The sequence below is a fragment of the Novosphingobium sp. FW305-C-111 genome, from assembly GCF_058783565.1.
On sequence record NZ_JBYSYP010000011.1, the window covers coordinates 57130 to 80213 of the forward strand.

General features: G+C 68.2%; 20 protein-coding genes. 4 read left to right on the plus strand and 16 right to left on the minus strand.

Going from position 1 to position 23084, the window contains the following annotated elements:
• Nucleotides 1-17: 17 nt before the first annotated feature.
• Together AC3WLD_RS13360 and AC3WLD_RS13365 are read left to right on the plus strand one after the other, a co-directional pair.
• On the plus strand, nt 18-1307 hold the full coding sequence (locus AC3WLD_RS13360; RefSeq protein WP_492557461.1) for a cystathionine gamma-synthase family protein: 1290 nt from the start codon (nt 18-20) through the stop codon (nt 1305-1307).
• Nucleotides 1308-1453: 146 nt separating this feature from the next.
• Entirely contained in the window at nt 1454-2575 is a 1122-nt protein-coding gene (locus AC3WLD_RS13365; protein ID WP_492557462.1) for a potassium channel family protein, read from the plus strand.
• Between the two features lie 210 nt (nt 2576-2785).
• Here AC3WLD_RS13365 and sthA read toward each other — a convergent pair whose 3' ends face one another.
• The 12 genes from sthA to ccoN all read right to left on the minus strand — a co-directional run bounded on the left by sthA (nt 2786) and on the right by ccoN (nt 17264).
• Nucleotides 2786-4174, minus strand: coding sequence for a Si-specific NAD(P)(+) transhydrogenase (gene sthA / locus AC3WLD_RS13370; RefSeq protein WP_492557463.1), 1389 nt, complete (start codon nt 4172-4174; stop codon nt 2786-2788).
• Between the two features lie 124 nt (nt 4175-4298).
• Entirely contained in the window at nt 4299-7076 is a 2778-nt protein-coding gene (locus tag AC3WLD_RS13375) for a phosphoenolpyruvate carboxylase (protein ID WP_492557464.1), read from the minus strand.
• A complete protein-coding gene (eda, locus tag AC3WLD_RS13380) occupies nt 7073-7687 on the minus strand; it encodes a bifunctional 4-hydroxy-2-oxoglutarate aldolase/2-dehydro-3-deoxy-phosphogluconate aldolase (RefSeq protein ID WP_492557465.1) in 615 nt (204 codons plus the stop codon). Before eda ends, AC3WLD_RS13375 begins: the two co-directional genes overlap by 4 nt.
• Nucleotides 7688-7786: 99 nt before the next feature.
• A complete protein-coding gene (hemN, locus tag AC3WLD_RS13385; protein ID WP_492557466.1) occupies nt 7787-9118 on the minus strand; it encodes an oxygen-independent coproporphyrinogen III oxidase in 1332 nt (443 codons plus the stop codon).
• A 231-nt stretch (nt 9119-9349) separates the two neighbouring features.
• The gene (gene ccoS / locus AC3WLD_RS13390; RefSeq protein ID WP_492557467.1) at nt 9350-9502 is read right to left on the minus strand and encodes a cbb3-type cytochrome oxidase assembly protein CcoS; all 153 of its coding nucleotides are present in this window, start codon (nt 9500-9502) and stop codon (nt 9350-9352) included.
• A gap of 127 nt (nt 9503-9629) precedes the next feature.
• The gene (locus tag AC3WLD_RS13395; protein ID WP_492557468.1) at nt 9630-11741 is read right to left on the minus strand and encodes a heavy metal translocating P-type ATPase; all 2112 of its coding nucleotides are present in this window, start codon (nt 11739-11741) and stop codon (nt 9630-9632) included.
• Nucleotides 11738-12199: a FixH family protein gene (locus AC3WLD_RS13400; RefSeq protein WP_492557469.1), complete on the minus strand. Its 462-nt coding sequence runs from the start codon at nt 12197-12199 to the stop codon at nt 11738-11740. Before AC3WLD_RS13400 ends, AC3WLD_RS13395 begins: the two co-directional genes overlap by 4 nt.
• Entirely contained in the window at nt 12199-13701 is a 1503-nt protein-coding gene (gene ccoG / locus AC3WLD_RS13405; RefSeq protein ID WP_492557470.1) for a cytochrome c oxidase accessory protein CcoG, read from the minus strand. The genes AC3WLD_RS13400 and ccoG overlap by 1 nt, the downstream gene beginning before the upstream one ends.
• A 10-nt stretch (nt 13702-13711) precedes the next feature.
• Nucleotides 13712-14662 carry a cytochrome-c oxidase, cbb3-type subunit III gene (gene ccoP / locus AC3WLD_RS13410; RefSeq protein ID WP_492557471.1) on the minus strand — a complete coding sequence of 317 codons (951 nt, stop codon included), beginning with the start codon at nt 14660-14662 and terminating at the stop codon, nt 13712-13714.
• Entirely contained in the window at nt 14652-14828 is a 177-nt protein-coding gene (locus tag AC3WLD_RS13415) for a cbb3-type cytochrome c oxidase subunit 3 (RefSeq protein WP_492557472.1), read from the minus strand. The genes ccoP and AC3WLD_RS13415 overlap by 11 nt, the downstream gene beginning before the upstream one ends.
• On the minus strand, nt 14825-15577 hold the full coding sequence (gene ccoO / locus AC3WLD_RS13420; RefSeq protein ID WP_492557473.1) for a cytochrome-c oxidase, cbb3-type subunit II: 753 nt from the start codon (nt 15575-15577) through the stop codon (nt 14825-14827). The genes AC3WLD_RS13415 and ccoO overlap by 4 nt, the downstream gene beginning before the upstream one ends.
• Nucleotides 15578-15602: 25 nt before the next feature.
• Nucleotides 15603-17264: a cytochrome-c oxidase, cbb3-type subunit I gene (gene ccoN / locus AC3WLD_RS13425; protein ID WP_492557474.1), complete on the minus strand. Its 1662-nt coding sequence runs from the start codon at nt 17262-17264 to the stop codon at nt 15603-15605.
• 228 nt (nt 17265-17492) lie between these two features.
• Between ccoN and AC3WLD_RS13430 the strand changes: the two genes are divergently transcribed.
• Nucleotides 17493-18179 (plus strand): OmpW/AlkL family protein, encoded by a 687-nt coding sequence (locus tag AC3WLD_RS13430; protein WP_492557475.1) that lies wholly within the window; start codon nt 17493-17495, stop codon nt 18177-18179.
• A 266-nt stretch (nt 18180-18445) separates the two neighbouring features.
• On the opposite strand, the gene AC3WLD_RS13435 is transcribed toward AC3WLD_RS13430, so the two are convergent.
• Both AC3WLD_RS13435 and AC3WLD_RS13440 read right to left on the minus strand, forming a co-directional pair.
• Nucleotides 18446-19141: a Crp/Fnr family transcriptional regulator gene (locus tag AC3WLD_RS13435; protein WP_492557476.1), complete on the minus strand. Its 696-nt coding sequence runs from the start codon at nt 19139-19141 to the stop codon at nt 18446-18448.
• A 289-nt stretch (nt 19142-19430) separates the two neighbouring features.
• Nucleotides 19431-19919: a flavin reductase family protein gene (locus AC3WLD_RS13440; RefSeq protein WP_492557477.1), complete on the minus strand. Its 489-nt coding sequence runs from the start codon at nt 19917-19919 to the stop codon at nt 19431-19433.
• A gap of 85 nt (nt 19920-20004) precedes the next feature.
• Here AC3WLD_RS13440 and AC3WLD_RS13445 point away from each other — a divergent pair, with 85 nt between their 5' ends.
• Nucleotides 20005-21276, plus strand: coding sequence for an NRAMP family divalent metal transporter (locus AC3WLD_RS13445; RefSeq protein WP_492557478.1), 1272 nt, complete (start codon nt 20005-20007; stop codon nt 21274-21276).
• An 11-nt stretch (nt 21277-21287) separates the two neighbouring features.
• Here AC3WLD_RS13445 and AC3WLD_RS13450 read toward each other — a convergent pair whose 3' ends face one another.
• Together AC3WLD_RS13450 and mltG are read right to left on the minus strand one after the other, a co-directional pair.
• A complete protein-coding gene (locus AC3WLD_RS13450; RefSeq protein ID WP_492557479.1) occupies nt 21288-22055 on the minus strand; it encodes an enoyl-CoA hydratase/isomerase family protein in 768 nt (255 codons plus the stop codon).
• On the minus strand, nt 22052-23029 hold the full coding sequence (mltG, locus tag AC3WLD_RS13455; protein ID WP_492557480.1) for an endolytic transglycosylase MltG: 978 nt from the start codon (nt 23027-23029) through the stop codon (nt 22052-22054). The genes AC3WLD_RS13450 and mltG overlap by 4 nt, the downstream gene beginning before the upstream one ends.
• Nucleotides 23030-23084 lie beyond the last annotated feature (55 nt).

A 23084-nucleotide genomic window follows, 5' to 3' on the forward strand; every position in this document is an offset into this window, starting at 1 on the left:
TGGTTACAACTGCAACCATGACCGACACCCCTCGCCGCAATCGCCGCCCGGCCGACATCAATGGCCGCCAGATCAAGCCCAGCACCCTGATGATGGGCCACGGCTATGACCCGCACTTGTCCGAAGGCGCGCTGAAGCCGCCGATCTTCCTGACCAGCACCTTCGCGTTCGAAAGCGCGGCGGCGGGCAAGCGCCATTTCGAAGGCATCACCGGCAAGCGCCCTGGCGGGACCGACGGCCTCGTCTATTCGCGCTTCAACGGCCCGAACCAGGAAATCCTCGAAGACCGGCTCGCGGTGTGGGACGGGGCGGAAGAGTCGCTGGTGTTCTCGTCCGGCATGTCGGCCATCGCCACGCTGCTGCTGGCGCTGTGCGACCGGAACGACGTGATCGTCCATTCCGGGCCCCTCTACGCCGCAACGGAAACGTTCATCGCCAAGACCCTGTCGCGTTTCGGGGTGACCTATCTCGACTTTCCCGCCGGGGCGACCCGCGAGGAACTCGACGCCGTCCTCGCCCGCGCCGCCGACATGGCAAAGACCCAGGGCGGCAAGGTGGCGATGATCTACCTCGAAAGCCCGGCCAATCCGACCAACGCGCTGGTCGACATCGAGGCGGTGAGCGCCGCGCGCGATGCTGCATTCGGCACCGACGCTCCGCCGATCGCCATCGACAACACCTTCCTCGGACCGCTGTGGCAGCGCCCGCTGGATCACGGCGCGGACGTCGTGGTCTATTCGCTGACCAAGTATGCCGGCGGCCATTCCGACCTCGTCGCAGGCGGCCTGTCCGGCGCGAAGCGGTGGATGGACCCGATCCGCATGCTCCGCAACACGATGGGCACTATCCTCGACCCCAATACGTCGTGGATGCTCCTGCGCAGCCTGGAGACGCTGGAACTGCGCATGACCCGCTCGGGCGAGAACGCGGCCAAGGTCTGCGCGTGGCTGGCGAAGCACCCCAAGGTCGAGGGGCTGGGCTACCTTGGCGTGATCGCCGATCCGCACCAGCAGGACATCTTCGACCGCCATTGCACCGGTGCGGGCAGCACCTTCTCGCTGTTCATCAGGGGCGGCGAGGCGGAGAGCTTCCGCTTCCTCGACGCACTGCGCATCGCCAAGCTCGCGGTGAGCCTCGGCGGGACCGAGACGCTGGCCAGCCACCCGGCGTCGATGACGCACCTGTCCGTGCCCGACGAGCGCAAGGCGCGGCTGGGGATCACCGACAACCTGGTCCGCATCTCGATCGGCATCGAGGATGCCGACGACCTGATCGCCGATTTCGAACAGGCGCTCGCAGCGGTCTGATCCCGCGTCGTCCCGGGCTCGACCCGGGACCGCTGGCAATCTTGCGCAAGGCCGCCAGCGGTCCCGGATCAGGTCCGGGACGATGTTACCTGCAAGTCGCTCGCACTGGACTTGCCCGCCCGCCCCGGCCTAGGCTCCGCCCGGGCTTGGACACGGGATCGCTGGGTTTGGACGAGGGACCGTCAGCATTTTCGCGCGATGCGAACCGGGTGCTTGGCTCGCCGGTGCGGCTGCTCGGCAGCACGCTCGCGGTCGTCGCGGCGATCTTCGTCGGCGCCACCATCGGCTATCACCGCGCCGGCTGGCCTTGGGGTGATGCCGCCTACATGGTGCTGCTGACGATCTTTTCGGTCGGGTACGGCGAGGTTCGCCCGATCGACACCAATTATTTGCGCATCCTCACCACCGCGACGATCGTGCTTGGCTGCACTAGCATGATCGTGCTCACCGGCGCTCTGGTGCAGGTATTCACCCTCTATCAGTTCCGCCGCCTGCTGGGGCTCGACCGCATCATGACCGAAATCGACAAACTCTCCGGCCACGTCATCGTCTGCGGCTACGGCCGCATCGGGGTGCAACTGGCCAAGGCCCTCCACGACGCGCGCCGCGGCTTCGTGATCGTCGAGCGCGACCCTGCCAAGGCCGAGGAAGCCCGCGGCCACGGCCACCTCGCCGTGGTTGCCGACGCGACCGACGAGCAGACGCTCAAGCAGGTCGGGATCGACCGCGCCGCGGTTCTCGCGACCGTGCTGCCCGATGACGCCGCGAACGTCTTCATCACGCTCTCGGCCCGCAACCTCCAGCCGAGCATCGAGATCATCGCCCGCGGCGAAGCGCCGACCACGGAGAGCAAGCTGTTCCACGCCGGGGCCGACAAGGTCGTCCTCCCCACCCACATCGGCGCCGAACGGATCGTCGAGCTGATCCTCTATCCCCGCACCAGCACGGTGATGACCAGCTCGGCCCGGATGACCGACATGAAGCGGGGACTCCACGAATTCGGCTTAGACCTGGAAGTCGTGACCGCGGTCGAACACGGCGCGCTGACCGGCGAGACGGTCGGCGAGGCCGAGCGGCGGGCCAACGGGGCGTTCTTCGTCGTCCAGGTCGATCGCGCGGGCGGCCAGTCGATCGAGCACCCCGGCGAAGACCTCAAGATCGAGGCCGGCGACACCATCCTGCTGGTTGTGCGCGGCAGCCGGCTGTCGGCCGGCGCGATGTTCAGCGAACCGGCGCGGCCGGTGAAGGTCGGCCGGGGGTATGTGTAGGACACCACTGAATGGACAGGAGCATCGTCACCCTGAACTCGTTTCAGGGTCCGCTCTCGCCCCGTGCCGAAGCGGCGTACCGGGGCGAAGCGTCGCCCGTGGTGAACCAATCCTCGCAGATGGGCAAACCGAAGGGGGATGCTGAAACAAGTTCAGCATGACTTCGGATGAGGGCAGGTCTCGGATACTTTCCGGCCAATGACCTCTAGGTCACCTCGGCATCCGGTTCCACGCATCCAGCGCCGCGATCTTGTAGGCTTCGGCCAGCGTCGGGTAATTGAACGTGTTCTCGATGAAGTAATCGAGCGTCCCCTTGAGGTTCAGCACCGCCTGCCCGATGTGGATAAGCTCGGTCGCGCCCTCGCCGGCGATGTGGACGCCGAGCAGCCGCCGCGTCTTCAGCGAGAACAGCATTTTCATCATCCCAGAATTGAGCCCCATGATGTGCCCGCGCGAGGTTTCGCGGAAGCGGGCGATGCCGACCTCGTAGGGGATCCGCCTCGCCTTCACTTCTTCCTCGTTGAGCCCGACGGTCGAGATCTCCGGCACCGCGTAGATGCCATAGGGGAAGAACTGCGGCGCGGGCGGCAGCGGCAGGCCGAAGGCGTGGCAAGCGGCGATCCGGCCCTGCTCCATCGAGGTCGAGGCGAGGCTGGGGAAGCCGATCACGTCGCCCGCGGCATATATGTGCGGCACCGCGGTCTGGAACGTCTGCGGATCGACCTGGAGCCGCCCGCGATTGTCGACCGCCAGCCCGCAGGCCTCCAGCCCCAGCTGGTCGGTCGCGCCCTTGCGACCGGCGGCATAGAGCAGCGCCTCGGTGCGCACCTGCCGCCCGTCGGCGAGCGTGGTGGTTATCCAGTTGCCGCTGCGCTCGACCTTCTCCACCTCCGCGCCGAGCCGGACGATCATCCCCCGGTCGCGCAGTTCGTGGATGAACTCATCGATGATCTCGCGGTCGATGAAATCGAGGATCGTGTTGCGGCTTTCGATCAGCGTCACCGGGACGTCCATCGCCGAGAAGATCGTCGCATATTCGATGCCGATGACGCCGGCGCCGACCACGGTCAGGCTGCGGGGAACGCGCGGGGTCTCGATGAAATCGTCGCTGTCGAGCACGCGCTCGCCGTCGAACGGAATGGTGTCGGGCCGGAAGGGCTGGGTACCGACCGCGACCAGCACCCGCTCGCCGCGCACCGCCAGTTCGCTGCCGTCGGCCCCGGCGATGGCGACCTCGTGCGGACCGGTGAAGCGCGCCGTGCCGCTCACGGTGCGGATCATGTTGCGCTGGAACTGGTGTTCGAGCACCGCGACCTCGTGTTCCAGCGTCTTGCCCAGCCGGTTGCCGAGGTCGTCGCCGCAGATCTCCTTCTTGACCCGGTAGGAGTTGCCGTAGAACCCCCGCTCCCGCCATCCGGACAGGTTCAGCGCGGTCTCGCGCAGGGTCTTCGACGGAATGGTGCCGGTGTGGACCGAGACCCCGCCGACTCTGCGGCGGCCTTCGACGACCAGCACCGAATGACCGAGCTTGGCCGCCTGCACCGCCGCGCGCCGCCCGGCCGGGCCGCTGCCGATCACCAGGAAATCGTAGTTTTCCATTCGTCCCCCCAAGGCGCAGCGCCGCCGGACGGCGGCAGGAGCCTTTCGCGGGACTCTCCCTGGCACGGGCCGGTTTTGATTCCGGCCTCCTGGCAAGTCCGCCCGATTACGGGGCGGGCGTTAACTACCCATGCGCGCCGAAGTGGTTGGCGATGGCCACGGCGATGCGCAGGTTGAGCGCGTGGGCCCGTTCGATCGGGTCGATGAACCGGGCGCGGATCGCGCCATAGTCCTCGCCGTTTTCGTCGGGGTAATCGGTCGGCTCCGACACCGCGAAGTCGCCGATTTCGGGTTCGACCACGGGATAGGCGCGGCGGAGCTGCTCGAGCGCATCGTCGACCCTGAGCGACAGGACCATCTCCAGCACGTCGTCGCGGCTGACGTCGTTCGAGCGCGCGAACGGCGGGACCTGCACCGCGCGCAGGAACATGTGCATCAGCAGCGCCAGCCGCAGGGCCTGGAGCAGGCCGATCTGGCGGCGTTCGTCGTCCAGCGCGGCGTCGCGGCCAGCACCGGGCACCCGCGCCAGCACGCGGTGGAGCTTCATCCAGTCGACCCGGAGGCGCGAGGCGAGCCGTCGGAACACGCCGGTGCGGTCGTCCTTGGTCAGGTATTCGGCAAGCCCGAGGCAACCGGTCTCGAGGCTCGCCTCGGTCCCGCGATAGGGCCGGCTGGCCCAGTAGGCGGAGTTGAACAGTTCGCCATAGGCGGCGACGTTCTTGATCGAGGCCAGGCCGTTGGCGGCGCGCAGCAGCCGCACCAGCTGGCCGCCGCGCGGCGAGGCGGCGAGCAGGTCGGCGATCGCCTCGGTCTCCTCGCCCGCCGCCGTCCCGGCCCCGGCGATCACGTTGACCGGATAGCCGAGCTGCTGGAGGATCGCGTTGTGCGGGATCGCGCGGATTGCACGCAGGCTCATCGTCCGGTCGGCGCCGAGGTCCGACTGGCGGCGCGAGACGCGGCTGCCGGTCTGGGTCAGCATGCCGAGCCCGAACGCGGTCACCGCGCGGCTGTAGGTCTGGCTTTCGAGGAATTCGCGCTGGACCCGACGGATCGAGCGGTAGAAATCGAGGCTGAGGTCAGTGCGGTCATAGAACGGGTCGGATGCGCCCTGCCCTGCGAACGCCATCTCCGCTTCGGCGATGCGGGTCAGCGTCGCAAGCGCCAGCGCCTCGTTGCGGAAGAACAGGTAGCCGTCGCCGCCCTGGAAGCTCGCTTCGGGTTCCAGCGCGATGCCCGCCGCAGCAAAGCGGGCGCGGGCCCACTGGCTGAGCGGCCAGGTCAGGCGGTCGGCGAACCCGGCGGGGTGCGCACCGCGGCCCATCGACTCGCCATGCGTATCGAACACCAGCGCGGCGACATCGGTCAGGCCGTTCGCCTTCATCGCATCGACCAGCCGACCCTGCAGCCGCTCGATCGCGAGCGCGGCGGGAAGCTGGCCGATGAACCGACCGGCGTCGGAAAAGCCCGTCTGGATCGCCACCCGCCCGCGCAGCCGCGCGTAGTCACGATAGGCCGGCTCGGCGAGCAGGGCCTGCAGGAACCGCCCGCCATGCTCGAGCGCGGTTTCTGTCTCGAACAGCGGCGAGACGTCGACTTTGCCTTCGATCCCGAACAGCTTGGCAAAATAGAGCGCGGCCAGCACCGTCTGCGGCTGCTCGCATTCGGCGATCAGCATCCGGATCGGGGCGTCGCCGTCGACGTGGTGGAGGATCTGCGCCATCGCCAGGAACTGGCGCAGCGCGGTCGAGGTCTCGATCGCCAGCGCGGCGAAGTTGACCCGGAGCGGCTTCACCTCGGCGAGCAGCTCACGCAGCTTGGAAAGCGCGCCCTTGCTGCCGAGATCCATCGTCCCGTCGGGGTCGATCCGCCGGCGCAGCGCGTTGTGGAGCTGCGAGGCGTTGACCCGGAAGTGGATCCAGCCGAGCCCCAGCCCGTCCGCGCGCATGGCCGCGGCGAGCGTCGCCAGCGCGATGCAGCGGTCGCCGTCGCCGCCGCGCGATTCGTCTTCGAGCCGGGCGACCAGCGGTGCGAGGCTGAGCAGCTTGGCGGGGTGATCGGCGGTGAGGGAGTTGGCCGCGGCGGCCAGCTCTTCGGGATGGTCCAGCGGCGCGGCGAACAGCGCGGCCATTTCCGCGGCATGGACCTGTGCGGCTTCCAGCACCGCGACGAGTTCATGGTCTGCGTCGATCAGCCGGAGCGAGGCGGCGTACTGGCCCAGCCGCATCGCCTTTTCGCGCAAGCGGAACGAGATGCTGGTGGTCCAGCCGATGTCGGTCCGCCCGTCCATGTCGTAGCCGACCCAGGTGGCGAAGCGGAACGGCAGCGGGCGAAAGTCGTGCCACCGGCCCGGCCAGCGCTGGCGGGCGTGGGCGAGCAGGCGGCCGACGATCCGGTCGCGCGCGGCGGCAGCGCGGGTGATAGCGTTCGAGACTTCGTCGTGCTCGAATTCGAGCGTGATCTTGCCGTGCCCCGGAGCCGCGCCGCAGACCGCGACGTCATCGGGGTCGCCGCTCGCGGCGGCGGCCGCGACGAGGTCGGACTGCGCGCCGTTGAGCAGGAAGGTGGGGTGCGCGGTGAACACCGCATGCATCAGCGGGCGCTCCCACCGCGCGCGGAACTGGGTGAAGCCGTCCTCCTCGTCGAGCAGGCCGTCGATGAGGCCGAGGTTCTCGCCCGGGTCGGTCGGGCTGAGCAGGCGGTGGAGGCGCGCCGCGCGGCTTCGCAGCGAGCCGCATTCAAGATCCGCAACCAGCGCCTCGACCGCGTCGAGATCGAGCGAGCCGCGCTCGATCTCGCGCGAGAGGTCGTGGCTGAGCTGGAAGACCGGGTTGAACAGCGGGGTTTCGGCGGTGCGGGCGTGAAGCTTCTGCAGCCGCGCGCGAAGGTCCGCGACCGACTTCACCGGGCGAGCCCCGCGGCTTCGCGAGCCGCCGATTCGATCGCCGGCTCATCGGGAGCGCCCTTGGGGACAACCCAGCTGCCGCCGACGCAGAGCACCGGATCGAAGCCCAGCCATTCGGGCGCAGTGGCGAGGCTGATTCCGCCGGTCGGGCAGAAGCGGCACTGGTAGAACGGCGCGGCGAGCGCCTTCAGGGCCGGCAACCCGCCCGAGGTCGAGGCCGGGAAGAACTTGAAGTGCGACAAGCCCAGGTCGAGCCCGCGCATGATGTCGGCGGCGCTGGCGGTGCCGGGGAGGAACGGCACGCCGCTCTCGATCGCGGCCTTGCCTAGCCGCTCGGTCAGGCCGGGCGAGACAATGAACTCGCTCCCCGCGTCGATCGCGGCGGCGAGTTCGTCAGGATTGGTGACGGTGCCCGCTCCGACGATTGCACCCTCGACGGTCTTCATGGCGCGGATCACGTCGAGCGCGGCGGGGGTGCGCAGGGTGACTTCGAGAACCCGCAGGCCGCCCTTCACCAGCGCCCGCGCGATCGGCACGGCGTGGGCCGCGTCCTCGATCACCAGCACCGGGATGACGGGCGCGGTGCGCATGATCTGTTCGATGGGCTTCATGAGTCGTCTCCCCCGGGCGCTGCGTGGCGGCGAGGGTAACGCGGTTCAGCTGATATTGCACCTGCGAAGCGGGCACGGGGAATAGCTATTCGTCGGGCTTCAGACCGCCGAGCTGAACCTCTTCTCGCCCGATCGATAGGTGTCGAAAATCGCCGCCACGGTGCGGTGATAGGGCTCCGATCCCGGCAGCAGCGACAGCGAGGCCCCGTCCACCGCGACCAGCCCGCGCTCCACGAACGGGGCGAGGCGCGGGCGGGCGAGCGCGATCAGGTCGTCGTCGAGGCGCACCGTGCCCCGGCACAGCAAGGCCTCGATCACCGCGCCGCGGCGGCGGTCCTCGGCGGTGCGCTCCACGCCGCGGCGCCCCGGCATCCTGCCGCTGGCGACAAGCATCCGGTAGCGCCCGGCGTTCTTCTCGTTCTGGATGTAGACCCCGGGAAACTCGCTGATCGACGACGCGCCGAGGCCGATCAGCGCCGGGCTCTGATCGTCGGTGAAGCCCTGGAAGTTGCGCCGCAGCCGCCCCTCGCGGGTGACGCGGGCAAGATCGTCGCCGGGGAGCGCGAAGTGATCGAAGCCGACGCTTTCATAGCCCTTCCCGGTCAGGAACGCCTGCCCTTGCGCCGCCATGCGGAACCGGTCCCGCTGGTCGGGCAGGTGGCTGGCGTCGATCTTCTGCTGGCGCGGGATCATGTGGGGGACGTGGGCATAGCCGAACAGGGCAATCCGGTCGGGTGCCATCTCCACCGCCCGCTCCAGCGTTTCCGCCAGCACCGCGTCGTTCTGGCCAGGGAGGCCGTACATCAGGTCGAAGTTGACCGAGTTGACGCCGGCCTTGCGCAGCCCCGCCACCGCGCTTTCGATGAGGCCAAGCGGCTGGACCCGCCCGATCGCCGCCTGCACCGCCGGGTCGAGCGTCTGCACGCCGAGGCTCGCCTTGATGATGCCAATGCCGCGGATCACCGTAAACCACGGCGCGGTAAGCGAGCGCGGGTCGAGCTCGATCGAAACCACCGGCTGCTCGAGCCGGAAATGCAGGGTCAGCGCGTCGACCAGCCGGACGAAGTCGGTCGGCTGGATCGCGTTGGGGCTGCCGCCACCGAACGCGATGCGGGTCACGCGGACCGAAGGGTCGAGCTCGCGGCTGACCAGCTCGATCTCGCTGTGCAGCGCGTCGAGATAGGCGGCAAGGCGGTGCGTGCGGTTGGCCGCGCCGGTGTTGCAGCCGCAGTACCAGCAGATCTTCTCACAGAACGGGATGTGCAGGTAGAGCGAGGCCGTGCCGCGCAATTCGCGCAGCGCCGAGGCCTGCCGGTCGGCAAGCGCACCATCCTCGAACTCGGCCGCGGTGGGATAGCTGGTATAGCGCGGGACCGGCGTGGCGAGCAGGTCGGGCCAGTAATTCCAGCCGCCGAAACGTTCAGGGGTCATCGCGGTCATCCTCCGGTCCGCAGCACTGGCCGGAGTTCCGCTTGCGATCATTGACGTGGCACAATTTCCCGCAGCAAGGCGAATTATCCTTGTCACGCATGGGGATATCGAGCGGGATCGATTGCCTCCCGGAACCGCATCCGGGGACCATGACCACCCTCGAAGCGGCCACAGGGACTGGCGCGGCCAGCTGCACCAGCGCCAGCGCAGCGAATAAGGCCCGCGCGCCGATCACTGCTCCGGCTCCTCGTCGTCGATCAGGATGCGCGCGGCGGCACCGTCGAGATCGGCGAACTGGCCCTTGCGCAGCGCCCAGAAGAACGCCGCGAGGCCGAGCAGGCCCATGCCGAGCGCGATCGGGATGAGGAAGGCGATGCTGGTCATCGGCCCGGCCCTTCCCCCTGGCCGTCATTGCGAGGGGCGAAGCCCCGCGGCAATCCAGCGGCTGAAGCGGATGGCTCTTGATTGCTTCGGCCTGCAGCCTCGCAATGACGCGCGAAATTCAGGGTTCTCATTTCGCGGCCCTCGCGAGGCGCAAGGAGTTGGCGATGACGATCAGCGAGCTGGTCGACATGGCGGCGGCGGCAATCAGGGGGGTGACCATCCCGGCGATGGCCAGGGGCACCGCCAGCAGGTTGTAACCGATGGCGAGTGCGAAGTTCTGGCGCACGACGTTCATCGTCCGCCGCGCCGCGCGCACCGCCACCGGCAGGGCGATCAGCGATTCTCCCGTGAACACGAGGTCCGCCGCCTGCCGGCCGACGTCGCTCGCGCTGCCGGGGGCCATCGAGGCGTCGGCGGCGGCGAGCGCGGGTCCGTCGTTGAGCCCGTCACCGACCATCATGACCCGCCAGCCGACCCGGCGCAGGCGGTTGATCGATTCCTGCTTGTCCGACGGAGTCGCACCGGCCTGCGCGGTCAGCCCGGTCTCGCGGGCGATCACGCCGACCGAGGTGACGGTGTCGCCGGAGAGGATCGAGCAGCCGATCTGGAGACCCTTCAACTGGTCGATCGCCTCGCGCGCCTGAGGGCGGAGGCGGTCGGCGAATCCGATCAGGCGGATCGGCCGGCCCGGCACGGTCAGCGCCACCGCGGTTCCGGTCGAATACTTGGGTCGGCCGAGCGACACAGGCAGTCCATGCCATTCGCCGACGAGCCCCCAGCCGATGCGCTCTTCCACGCTGTCGAGCGCGGCGGCGCGCACCCCGCGAGCCGATAGCGCACGGGCGAGGCCGAGCGAGATCGGGTGGCGGCTGTGGCTGGCAAGCGCCAGTGCGATCTCCGCCTCGTCGCGGGCGAGGCCGTCCAGCGCGGCCTCGTCGGGCGTCGGGCGGCCGAGGGTGAGCGTGCCGGTCTTGTCGAGCAGCGCGCGGTCGATGCCGGCAAGCCGTTCGAGCGCCGAGCCGTCCTTGACGAGGATCCCGCGCTTCATCAGCGCCCCCGCAGCCACCACCTGCGCCACCGGCACGGCCAGGCCGAGCGCGCAGGGGCAGGTGATGATCAGCACCGCGATGGCGATGACCAGCGCCTTGTACACGCCCGCGCCCGCGATCATCCACCCGGCAAAGCTCAGCGCCGCGAGGGTATGCACCGCCGGCGCATAAAGCCGCGAGGCACGGTCGGCGATGCGGACATAGGCCGAGCGCGACTGTCCCGCCGCCTCCATCAGCCGGGCGATCTCGGCGAGCGCGGTGTCCTGCCCGGTCGCTGTTACGCGGACGTCGACCGGCGCGGACACGTTGAGCGTTCCGGCGAGGACCGGCGTCCCCTCCCCGCCCGCAACCGGCTCGCTCTCGCCGGTCAGGAGCGAATTGTCGAAGCGGCTCTGGCCCTTGACCACCACCCCGTCGGCGGCGAGCCGCTCGCCCGTCGCGATGCGCATGACCATGCCGGGCAGCAGTGCGCGCGCTTCGGTCCAGCGGGTCTCGCCGTCCTCGACCACCATCGCGCCGGTCGCCGCCTGGCGCAGCAGTGCATCAACCCCGGCCCGCGCGCGGTCGCGCATCATCGCGTCGAGCACGCGGCCCGCGAGGAGGAACAGCAGCAGCATCAGGGTGCCGTCGAACCACGCTTCCTCGCCGTGGGTCAGGGTTTCATAGAACGACAGCGCGGTCGCCAGCGTGACGCCGATCGAGATCGGCACGTCCATGTTGGTCCGCCCGCGCCTGAGCGCGCTCCACGCCGAGGTGAAGAACGGCTTGCCGGCATAAAGGATCGCCGGGATCCCGATGAGCGCCGAGAGCCAGTGGAACAGGTCGCGCGTCGTCCCGTCCGCACCCGACCAGACGCTGACCGAGAGCAGCATCACGTTCATGCAGGCGAAGGCCGCGACCGCCAGCGGCGCGAGCAGCGGCTTCACCGCAGAGGGCTGTTCGCTGACGATCTCGCGCGGCTGCGCTTCGAACCCGGCGCCGGCCAGCGCCGCGACGAGATCGGGCATGGCGAGCGAGCCGTCGTGGATCACCTCGACCGTACGCGCGGTCAGGTTGGAGCGGGCCGAGGCGACGCCCGGCACTGCGCCGAGCCCGCGTTCGACCTTGGCCATGCAGCCGGCACAGTGCATCCCCGGCACGGCCAGCAGCGCATGGTGGAGCTCGGCGTCGATGCGGACCGGCGCGCTCACTGGAGGTCGCCCACGGTGCGCCAGGTGTGCCCCTCCGCGCGCACCGCGATCCGCAGCCGCCAGCGCCCTGCGACGAGCGGCGCGGCATAGCGGCCGGGCGCGATCTCGCGCACTGCCAGGCCATGGTCGGGCACACGGCCGAGCGGGTGGACTGCGTCGATCGAGACGTTCGCACCGGTGATCGGCCGGTTGGCGGCATCGGCGAGGGTGACCACTGCATCGCCGCCCTCTCGGTCGATCCCGGCCTGCCAGCCGAGCGCCTTCTCCTTCGCAGCCTCGTCGAGCCAGGTGTTGTAGTGCTGGCTGGCGACGTAGGAGTTTTCGACCACGATCCCGCCGAACGTCGAGACCGCGAGGCGCGCCATCAGGACGTTGACCGCGATGACCACCGCGAAGAACGACACGATGATCGCGGTGGCATGTCGCCCGGTGAACGGACGGACCGTCTTGCTCGCCATCACTCGTCTCCCTCGGCGGTTTCGAACTTGGTCTCGCCCCGGTCGGCGCCGCCTTCGGCATCAGTGGCCTTGAGTGTCATCGCGAACTCGGCTTCCTTCGCGCCCGGTCCGGCGACGACATAGACGCGCAGGGGCAGGGTCGTGTCGGCCGGGACGGTGACCCGCATCGTCCGCACCGCGTCCTTGGCCTCCATTTCGTCGGTAAAGAGCGCCGCATTCGGCAGCCCTTCGAGCGCCAGCTCCATCTCGCGCGGGCGCGCTTCCATGTTGCGGAGCTTGAGGGTGTAGCCGTTGCGGACCGAGCCGTCGGAGAGCAGCACGTATTCGGGGTTGCGGTCGCGCGCGACCGACAGGTCCATGCGGGTGCGGGTGCCGAGCGCGAACAGCAGCGCCACGCCGATCGCCGCCCAGACCCCGAAGTAGATCAGGGTGCGCGGACGGAAGATGGTCTTCAGTACCGGCCTGGCAGTGCCCCCGGCCTTCTCGATCGCCGCGTCCTCCAGCGTGACGTAGTCGATCAGCCCGCGCGGGCGGCCGACGTCGGCCATCGCCTTGTCGCAGGCATCGATGCACAGCGCGCAGGTGATGCAGCCGATCTGCGGCCCCTCGCGGATGTCGATGCCGGTCGGGCAGACCGCGACGCACTGCAGGCAATCGATGCAGTCGCCGAGCGGCTGGCCCGCGGCCTTGGCCTTTTCGGCCGCTTTGACCGAACCGCGCGGCTCCCCGCGCCATTCCTTGTAGGTGACGGTGAGCGACTTCTCGTCGAGCATCGCGGTCTGAATGCGCGGCCACGGGCACATGTAGATGCAGACCTGCTCGCGCATGAACCCGCCGAGCCAGAAAGTCGTGCCGGTCAGCACCGCGACGGTGGCATAGGCGACCCCGGCGGCCTCGCCCGTCCAGAATTCCCGGGTCAGGGTCGGGGCGTCGGCGAAGTACATGATCCACGCGCCGCCGGTCCAGAACGAGATCGCGAGGTAGATCGACCACTTGAACGCCCGCCGGGCGATCTTGGCCGGTCCCCAGGCTGCGTTCTGGAGGCGGATCTGGGCGTTGCGGTCACCGTCGATCAGACGGTCGACGTGCTGGAACAGGTCCGTCCACACAGTCTGCGGGCAGGAATAGCCGCACCACGCCCGGCCGACCGCGCTGGTGATCAGGAACAGGCCGACGCCCGCCATGATCAGCAGGCCGGCGACGAAATAGAACTCGTGCGGCCAGATCTCGATGTCGAACATGTAGAACCGGCGGTGGGCGAGATCGACCAGCACCGCCTGGTTCGGGGCATAGGGCCCGCGGTCCCAGCGGATCCACGGGGTCGCGTAATAGATGGCAAGGGTCAGCGCCATCCAGGCCCACTTGAAGCGGCGGAAGCGTCCGTCGACCTTCCGGGGGAACACCCCTTTCCGCTTCTCGTAGTACCCGATTTCCTCGAAGTGCCTGGAGTGGCCTTCGTTTTCGTTGTTCCTCTCCGCGACCTTGGGATCGTGCGCGGTCATGGGACGTGTCCTAGTTGGCGGCAGGCGCCGCAGGAGTGGCTGCCGCGGCGGCGTCTGCCGCGGGAGCCGGGTTGGCCTCGCCGCCGCCCAGCGAGTGGACGTAGGCAGCGAGCATCTTGATCGTCACGGCGTCGAGTTTGCCGTTCCAAGCGGGCATGACCCCGGCATGGGCGGTGGTGACGGACTGGGCGATCTCGTCCTTCTTGCCGCCGTAGAGCCAGATCGCGTCGTCGAGCCTGGGCGCGCCGACATTGCGGCCACCCTCGCCCGCGGCGCCGTGGCAGACCGCGCAGTTGTCGGCGAAGATCTGCGTCCCGCGGGTCGCGGCGGCGCTCGGCCCGTCCTGCTTCGAGAGGACACGCAAGTAGCTGGCGACGTCGCCGACCTGCGCCGGGGTAAGGATCCCGTCGCGGCCGAACGAGGGCATCAGGCTGGTGCGGGTCAGCTCGTCACCGGGCTGGCGGATGCCGTGGGTGATCGTCTGCTGGATCGCCGCCAGATCGCCGCCCCACAGCCAGTCGTTGTCGGCGAGGTTCGGATACTTGCCGACAATGCCGGCCGCGCCCGCGCCGTGGCAGGTTACGCAGTTGACCTTGAACGCCGCCCGCCCTCCATCGATCGCCGCGCGGTACAGCTTGGGATCGGCCTGGAAGTTCTCGATCGGCGTCCTGGCCAGCGCCGCGTAGAGCGGTGCGCGGAGTTTTTCCGCATCGCCGGTTTCCTTGGCGAGATCGCCGCGGCTCGACCAGCCCCACAGGCCCTGCGTCCCGCGATCGAGCAGCGGGATCGCCGGATAGACCACCACGTAAACGATGCTGAACAGGATCGTCGCGTAGAAGGTCAGCAGCCACCAGCGCGGCAGCGGGGTGTTAAGTTCCTCGATCCCGTCCCATTCGTGGCCGACGGTCTCGGTCCCCGTGGGTTCATCGACGCGCTTGTTCGCCCCGGAATTACTGGACATCGTCGTTGTCCTTCTCGAAGATCATGGTCGCGGCGGCGCGGTTCGTGTCCTTCGCGCCGGGGCGGAACGGCCAGAGGCACAGGAGGGTGAACACCCCCGTCATTACCACCAGCCCCCAGCTGTCGGCGAGGTGCCGCAGCAGGTCGTAGGTCGTCGGCCCGGTCATCGGCCCTTCTCCCTGGCGAGGTCTTCCTGCGCGGCGGCGCTCTGGGTATCGACCATCGTGCCGAGCACCTGGAGATAGGCGACGAGCGCGTCCATTTCGGTCACCCGGCCCGCATCGCCATCGTAATCGCGGACCTGCGCCTTGGGATAACGCTTGAGCAAGCCGGCGCTGTCGGCGCCGGGATCGGCCTGGGCCATCAGGTCGGCGTCGGCATTGGCGATCTCATCCTTGGTGTAAGGCACGCCAACCGTGGCGAGCGTGCTCAGCGAAGCGCCCATGTCGCCCGCATCCAGGTCCCGCTCGGCGAGGAACTGGTAGGTCGGCATGATCGATTCCGGGACCACGCTGCGCGGGTCCTTGAGATGCTGGACATGCCATTCGTCGGAATAGCGGCCGCCGACGCGGGCGAGGTCCGGCCCAGTGCGCTTGGAGCCCCACTGGAACGGGTGATCGTACATCGATTCCGCGGCGAGGCTGTAGTGGCCATAGCGCTCGACCTCGTCGCGGAACGGACGGATCATCTGGCTGTGGCAGGTGTAGCACCCTTCGCGGACGTAGATGTCGCGGCCGGCCTGTTCGAGCGGTGTGTAGGGGCGCACCCCCTTCACCTTCTCGATCGTGTTGTCGATCCAGAACAGCGGGGCGATTTCCACGATCCCGCCGATTGTCACCGCAAGGAAGGCGAACACGCCAAGCAGGGTGACGTTGCGTTCGAGCGTCTTGTGGCGCTCCATGATGGCGAAAGCCATGTCGTTGTCTCCTTCTGCCGGGGGATCAGGCGTGGGCGGCGTGGCCGGGGAGCGGCACGTCCCTGGCAGGATCGTGCGGCGTCTCGGTCATCGGCGCTTCCTCGCGCAGCGGGCTGCCGGCGATCGTCTTCGCGATGTTCCAGGCCATGATCGCGGCCCCGGCGAGGTACATCAGCCCGCCGGCGGCGCGCAGGATGAACATCGGGTGGAGCGCCTTCACCGTGTCGGCGAAGGAATTCACGAGATAGCCGTCGGCGCCGTATTCGCGCCACATCAGGCCCTGGGTGATCCCCGCCACCCACATCGACGCGGCGTAGAAGACAATCCCCACGGTCGCGAGCCAGAAGTGCCAGTTGATCATCCGCAGGCTGTGCATCCGCTCGCGGTTCCACAGGCGCGGGGCGAGGTAGTAGAGGCACCCGAAGGTGACCATGCCGTTCCAGCCGAGCGCGCCGGAGTGGACGTGGCCGATGGTCCAGTCGGTGTAGTGCGACAGCGAGTTGACCGTCTTGACCGACATCATCGGCCCTTCGAAGGTGCTCATGCCGTAGAACGCCAGGCTCATCACGAACATGCGGATGATCGGGTCGGTGCGGATCTTGTCCCATGCGCCATTCAGCGTCATCAGGCCGTTGATCATCCCGCCCCAGCTCGGCATCCACAGCATGACCGAGAAGACCATGCCCAGCGTCTGCGCCCAGTCGGGCAGCGCGGTGTAGTGGAGGTGGTGCGGACCCGCCCAGATGTAGAGGAAGATCAGCGCCCAGAAGTGGATGATCGACAGGCGGTAGCTGTAGATCGGGCGTTCGGCCTGCTTGGGGACGAAGTAGTACATCATCGCCAGGAAGCCGGCGGTGAGGAAGAAGCCGACCGCGTTGTGGCCGTACCACCACTGCACCAGCGCGCCCTGCACACCCGCGAAGACCGGATAGGACTTCGACCCGAACCAGCTCACCGGCACGTTCAGGTTGTTGACGATGTGGAGCATCGCCACGGTGAGGATGAAGCTGAGGTAGAACCAGTTGGCGACATAGATGTGCGGCTCGGTCCGCTTGACCAGCGTGCCGACGAACACCGCGAGGTAAGCGACCCACACGATCGTCAGCCACAGGTCGACGTACCATTCGGGCTCGGCGTATTCCTTGCCTTGGGTGATGCCCAGCAAGTAGCCGGTCGCCGCCAGCACGATGAACAGCTGGTAGCCCCAGAAAACGAAACGGGCGAGGCCGGGGAAGGCCAGCCTCGCCCGGCAAGTGCGCTGGACCACGTAGAACGAGGTCGCAATCAGCGCATTGCCTCCGAAAGCGAAGATGACCGCGCTGGTGTGCAGCGGCCGGAGGCGCCCGAAGTTGATGAACTCGAAGCCGAGGTTCAGCGCCGGGAATGCCAGCTCGAGCGCGATGTAGAGGCCGGCGAGGAAGCCCGCCATGCCCCAGAACACCGTGGCGATGACGCCCCAGCGGACCGGATCGTCGTCGTACTTGCCCTGGTCGGGCATCCTGACGGCGCCGCGCAGGATCGCGCCGTAATCGGCGGTCGAGAGCGAGGCCGCGAGCCCGATCAGGGCGGCGAGCGCGAAGATCGCCATGTGGATGGCGAAGCCGTGGTCCACTGCCAGGGCAGAGGCGACGACGGCCAGAAGCAGCGCCCCGAGCCAGATGCCCGAGCGCGTGAGTACCGATTCCATGGAGCCTTCCCTTCCATCGGAGATGTCAGGAAGCCGCGTGGACCCGGCCCCGGTCCACAACATTGATCGAAGTCAAATTGCGCGGATCTTTTTGAAAAAGTCGGCGGCGCGCAATTTTTTGCGCTCGGTCAAAGTAACTGGAAGCCGACCGATGCATCAGGCTGGCCGACACCACCGGTCGAACCCAGGCCTGCGAGGGGCAGGCCGCCGGGGTGCAGGATTGGACAGATGAACAAGTTCGCAACCGTCGCGCTGGCCACCGCCTTTGCCGCCGCGATGCTCGCCCCCGCCCCGGCCATGGCCGGCAGCGCCGAGGGCAAGTTACAGGTCAAGCTGCTCGGCACCGGCGTGCTGCCCGACGGCAAGATCGTCGACGTCGAGAAGGACCTGATCGGTCTCCCCGCAGGATCGCAGACCAAGGCCAACGACAACGTCGTGCCGACCGTCGCCATCGAATACTTCTTCTCGCCCAACGTCTCGGTCGAGACGATCTGCTGCCTGACGCAGCACCACATCAACGGCGACGGCGCAATCGCCGGGACCCGGATCGTCGATCACGTGCTGGTCTTGCCGGCCACCGCTACGGTCAAGTTCCACCTGCCCCTGGAAGGCGGGATCAAGCCCTATGTCGGGGCCGGTCCGTCGGTGTTCTTCTACATCAACGAAAAGCCCGGCTCGACCACCCGCGCGCTCGGCGGGACCGACCTCAATCTCGACAACAAGCTCGGCTTCGCGCTGCAGGCGGGGATCGACATTCCGGTCAACGCCAACGGGCTCGGCGTCAGCCTCGACGCCAAGAAGTACTTCATGGACACCAAGCTTCACGTCCGCAACGCCGCCGGCACCGAAGTGCTGACGACCAAGCACTCGCTCGATCCGTGGGTGGTCAGCGCGGGCCTCAGCTACCGCTTCTGAGCCCTGTCCCATACTCCCTGCCCGGGCGCGGGCGGGAGCGGGGCGGCCCTGCGGCGGGCTCCTGGGATCGCCCGCCGCACCAGCGCCGTTCCACGCGCCTCCCCTTGCTCCGGCAGGGGGAGGCGTTTCTGCGATAAGAGGACTGCGCCCAAACGTCGATCGTCATGGCGAGGAACACAGCGACGAAGCCACCCAGGAGCCGAACAGTCGGCGATGGATTGCTTCGGCCTGCGGCGTCGCAATGCCGAGCTGTCAGGACTTGCTGCCTAGCCCGCTTGGGCTTCCAGCGCGGCCCGGTTGAGGATCACCACGTCGCGCCGCGAGGGCAAGTCGATCACGCCTTCGTTCTTGAGCCGGGTGAACTGGCGGCTGACCGTCTCGATCGTCAGGCCGAGGACATCGGCGATCTGCTGGCGTGAAAACGGCAGGGTGATCCGGGACGCCGGCATCAGCTGCGGCGCACAGCCGGTTTCCGACAGCCGCTCGCCCATTTCGAGCAGGAACGTGGCAATCTTCTCGCTCGCATTCTTGCGGCCCAGAAGCATCATCCAGCCGCGCGTGCGGTCGAGTTCGGTCAGCGTCCGTTCGAGGAGCTTGTGCTCCAGCGCCGGATGTTCGCGCGCGAACCGGTCGAAGTCGCCGCGGGCGAAGACGCAGACCCGCGCATCGGTCAGCGCGACGACACTGGCGCGGGTGGTCTGGCCGAAGGGACGCCCGATGAAATCGGAAGGATAGGCGACACCGACGATCTGCTCGCGTCCGTCCTCGGTCGAGGTGACGAGCTTGAGCACGCCCTCGATCACATTGGCGACCAGCAGTGAATCGTCGTCTTCCCAGATCAGCGGCTCACCAGCCGAAATCGTCCGCCGCCGCCCGAGCGAATTGAGCGCGTTGATCTCGCCCTGTTCGAGGGCCGAGCAGATCGCACGGTTGCGCACGACGCAAGTATCGCAGGACGACATATACTGCCCCGTATCACCGCACGGGCCACGTCACAATCGGCTGGGATCGATTGCCGTCTCAAAAAAAAGGGCGGCACGACGATGCGGGCCGCCCCAAGTTGGGGAGAATTGGCGCAGGACGGCGGTGAAGCGGCGTTTGCGAAGCCTGGTTGCGCTGGCCGGCACCGGGTGGGCGGTGGCCGGACCGGCGCTTCCTGCCGTCCTGCTGGGGCTGGTATGACAGCATGCTTGCCGGGCGGCTTTGACGGTTGTCAAAATCCCGCGAAAAATCGCACGTGCTTGCAGGATCTCAGTTGGTCGAGAGACCGGTGAGATCGTGGTAGGCGCCGCGGAAGAACATCAGCGGGGTGCCTTCGTCGCGCTTGTCCAGAGCCTCGACCGCGCCGACGACGAGCAGGTGATCGCCGATATCGACGATCCGTTCGATCGTGCAGTCGATCCATGCCAGCGCTTCGTCGAGCAGGGGCAATCCCGCCGGCGAATGGCCGTGTGCGAGCTCGGCGAACTTGTCTTCGGCTTTCGCCGCGAATCGCCGGCACAGGTCGAGTTGCCCTGACCCCAGCACGTTCACGCAAAACCGGCCGGTCGCGGCGATCCGCGGCCAGCTCGACGAACGCTTGTCGGGAAAGAAGCCGACCAGCGGGGGATCAAGCGAGATCGAACTGAACGAGCCGACCACCAGTCCCGTCCGTGACCCCTCGCCGTCGACCGAGGTGATCACGCAGACGCCCGTGGGGTAGGTTCCGAGCACATCGCGGAAAGTACGGGGATCGATCATGCTCCCGCTTTAGCCGCCCTGATCGCTCCGTCAACGGCGCACGCCGATTGCCAGAGCCCCGCGAACCTGCGACAGCCGGACGATCATGGCGGAGCCCGATCGCGAACCTGACCCCGAAAAGCGTTCGGTCCTCACGGTGCTCGGCCCCGGTCTCGTCACCGGGGCGGCCGATGACGATCCCAGCGGCATCGGCACCTACAGCCAGGTCGGGGCGCAGTTCGGATACAGCCTTGCATGGACCATGCTGTTCGGCTTTCCGCTGCTGTTCGCGATCCAGATGATCTGCGCACGCATCGGGGCGACGACGGGTCGCGGGATCGCGGCCAACCTGCGCCGTCACTACAGCCCGTGGTTGCTGCGCGCAGTCGTGGTGCTTCTGGTCACCGCGAACGTCATCAACCTTGGTGCAGACCTCGGCGCGATGGCCGCGGCGCTGGCCCTGCTGCTTCCGGGCCCGACCCTTGCCTATGTCTTCGGCTTCGGCCTCGTCAGCGTCGTCCTCGAGGTCTGGCTGAGCTACGGACGCTACGCCAGCATCCTCAAATGGACGACCCTGTCGCTGTTCGCCTACGTCGCGGTGGTGTTCGTCGCCGACGTCCCGGTCGGCGAAGCGCTGCGCGGCGTGCTCGTCCCCAGCTTCACCTTCGACCGCGAGCACGCGATGGCGCTAGTCGCCGTTTTCGGCACGACCATCAGCCCCTACCTTTTCTTCTGGCAGGCCGGGCAGGAGGTCGAGGAGCAGCACCGCCGCCACACCAAGCCGCTGTGCGTCGCGCCGCGCAAGGCTGGTCCCGAGCTGGCCCGCATCCGGATCGACACGATGGTGGGGATGGGATTTTCCCACCTGACCGCGCTGTTCGTGATCGTCGCCACGGCCGCGACGCTTCATGCCCACGGCATCCGCGACATCGAATCCGCCGCGCAGGCGGCATCGGCCCTCCGCCCGATTGCCGGCGACCTCGCGTTCGCGCTGTTCGCGCTGGGGATCATCGGCACCGGATTGCTGGCGGTTCCGGTGCTCGCGGGCGCCGCCGCCTACGCGGTGAGCGAGACGTTCCACTGGCCTGAAGGCCTCGATCGCAAGCCGTTCGAGGCGAAGGCGTTCTACGTGACGATCGCGGCAGCCGTGATGGCCGGGGTGGCGATGAACTTCCTCGCCATCGATCCGATGAAAGCGCTGTACTGGGCTGCGGTGGTGAACGGACTGCTGGCCCCGCCGCTGATGGCGGTAACGATGCTGGTCGCCCGCAACCCCAGGGTAATGGGCCATTTGACGATATCGCCGGGACTGGCCGTCGGCGGGTGGATCTCGACCGCGGTGATGTCGGTCATCGCCGGGATATTCCTGCTGTCCTAGAGCGAGTCGCTCTACTCGCTGCGCGGGCCGAACCGGGCTGCCCGCTTCTCCACGAAGGCCGAAGTCCCCTCGACAAAGTCCGCGCCGCTGAACGCGCTGGCGAAAATCGCCAGCGTTTCGGCATCATCCTCGCTCTGGCCGTCGACCACGCGCCGGACGAAGCGCTTGAGTTGCATCGCCGAGTTGGCCGAGTTGGCCGCGATGGCCGAGATCCAGTCATCGGCGCTGTCCGAAACCTGCTCGACCAGCCCGATCCGCAGCGCTTCGGCGGCGTCGATGGCGAGTCCGGTCAGCAGCATCCGCCGCGCCTGCCCCGCGCCGACCAGCGACACGAGGTTGGCGACGTCGTGCAGCGGATAGACCAGCCCGAGCCTTGCCGGGGTGATGGCGAACCGCGCCGCCGGGCTCGCCACCCGCAGGTCGCAGGCGACCGCGAGGCCGACCCCGCCGCCCATGCAATCCCCCTCGATGAACGCCAGCGTCGGCAAGGGAAACCGCGCGAGGCGATGGAGCGCGGCGTTGATCGCCGCCTGGGTGCGGGCGTGGAACGCCGCGTCGTCCTTGTGGCCCAGCATCTCGGCGATGTCGGCGCCCGCGCAGAATGCGCCGGCGGGCGCGGCCGAGCGGATGACCAGCACGCGCAGCTCGCGGTGCGCTTCAGCTTCGTCCAGCAGGCCCGGCAGCGCCTCCCACATCGCCAGGTCGAACGCGTTGCGCCTGGCCGCGCGGTCGATCGTCAGCGAGGCGACCCGCCCCTCGAGCGCGAGGGCAAGGTTCACATCTCGCCCTTGGCGCGGCGGATCGCGAACCACTTGGCGACCGCGGCGTTGTGCTGCTCGAGAGTCGCCGAAAACTGGTGACCGCCGGTCCCGTCGGCAACCATGTAGAGCGCATCGGTCTGCGCCGGGTTGAGCACCGCCTCGATCGAGGCGCGGCCCGGGTTGGTGATCGGACCCTTGGGCAAACCGACCATCGAGTACGTGTTGTAGTCGTTGACCGCCGCAATTTCCGACTGCCTGATCCGCCGCCCCAGCGGCTTGCCCTGGGTGATCGGATAGATGATCGTCGGATCGGCCTGGAGCGGCATGCCGATCTTCAGGCGGTTGGAATAGAGCCCGGCGACCATCTTGCGCTCGCTCGGCTTGCCGGTCTCCTTCTCGACGATCGAGGCGAGGACCAGGGCCTCCGCCGGAGTCTTCGCAACCGTCTGCGGCGAGCGCTTCTTCCACAGGTCCGCCAGCGTCTTGTCCATCGCTGCCTGCATGCGCGCGACGACGGCGGCTCGGCTTTCGCCGCGGGCGAAATCATAGCTGTCGGGCAGCAGCGACCCTTCGCGCGGCACCGGGATCTGCCCGGTCAGCAGGTCCTGCCCCATCAACCGTTCGTACACGAGGATCGAGGGCATCCCTTCGGGCACCGTGATCAGCCGCCGCAGCACCTGCCCGCTCTGGAGGATGGCAAGGACGTCGCGGGCGCTCGACCCGGCGGGGATGGCGAACTCGCCCGCCTTGATCGTCCCGCTGCCGCCGAGGACCTTGGCCCGCAGCAGGAACGAGGACGGCGAGCCGACGATGCCCTGTTCGGCCAGCTTTTCCGAGATCACCGCCAGCCCCGCGCCGTCGGGCACGGTGAAGGTGGTGTCCTTCCCGGTCGGCCCCGGCACCAGCCAGCCGCCGACCAGCCAGCCGAGCCCGCCCAGCAGCAGGACGGCCCCCGCCAGCGCGACCAGCCAGGCACGCCCGCGCAGGATCATGGCTTTGCCCTAGCCAACCAGGTCGTCATTGCGAGCGCGGCGAAGCAATCCACGT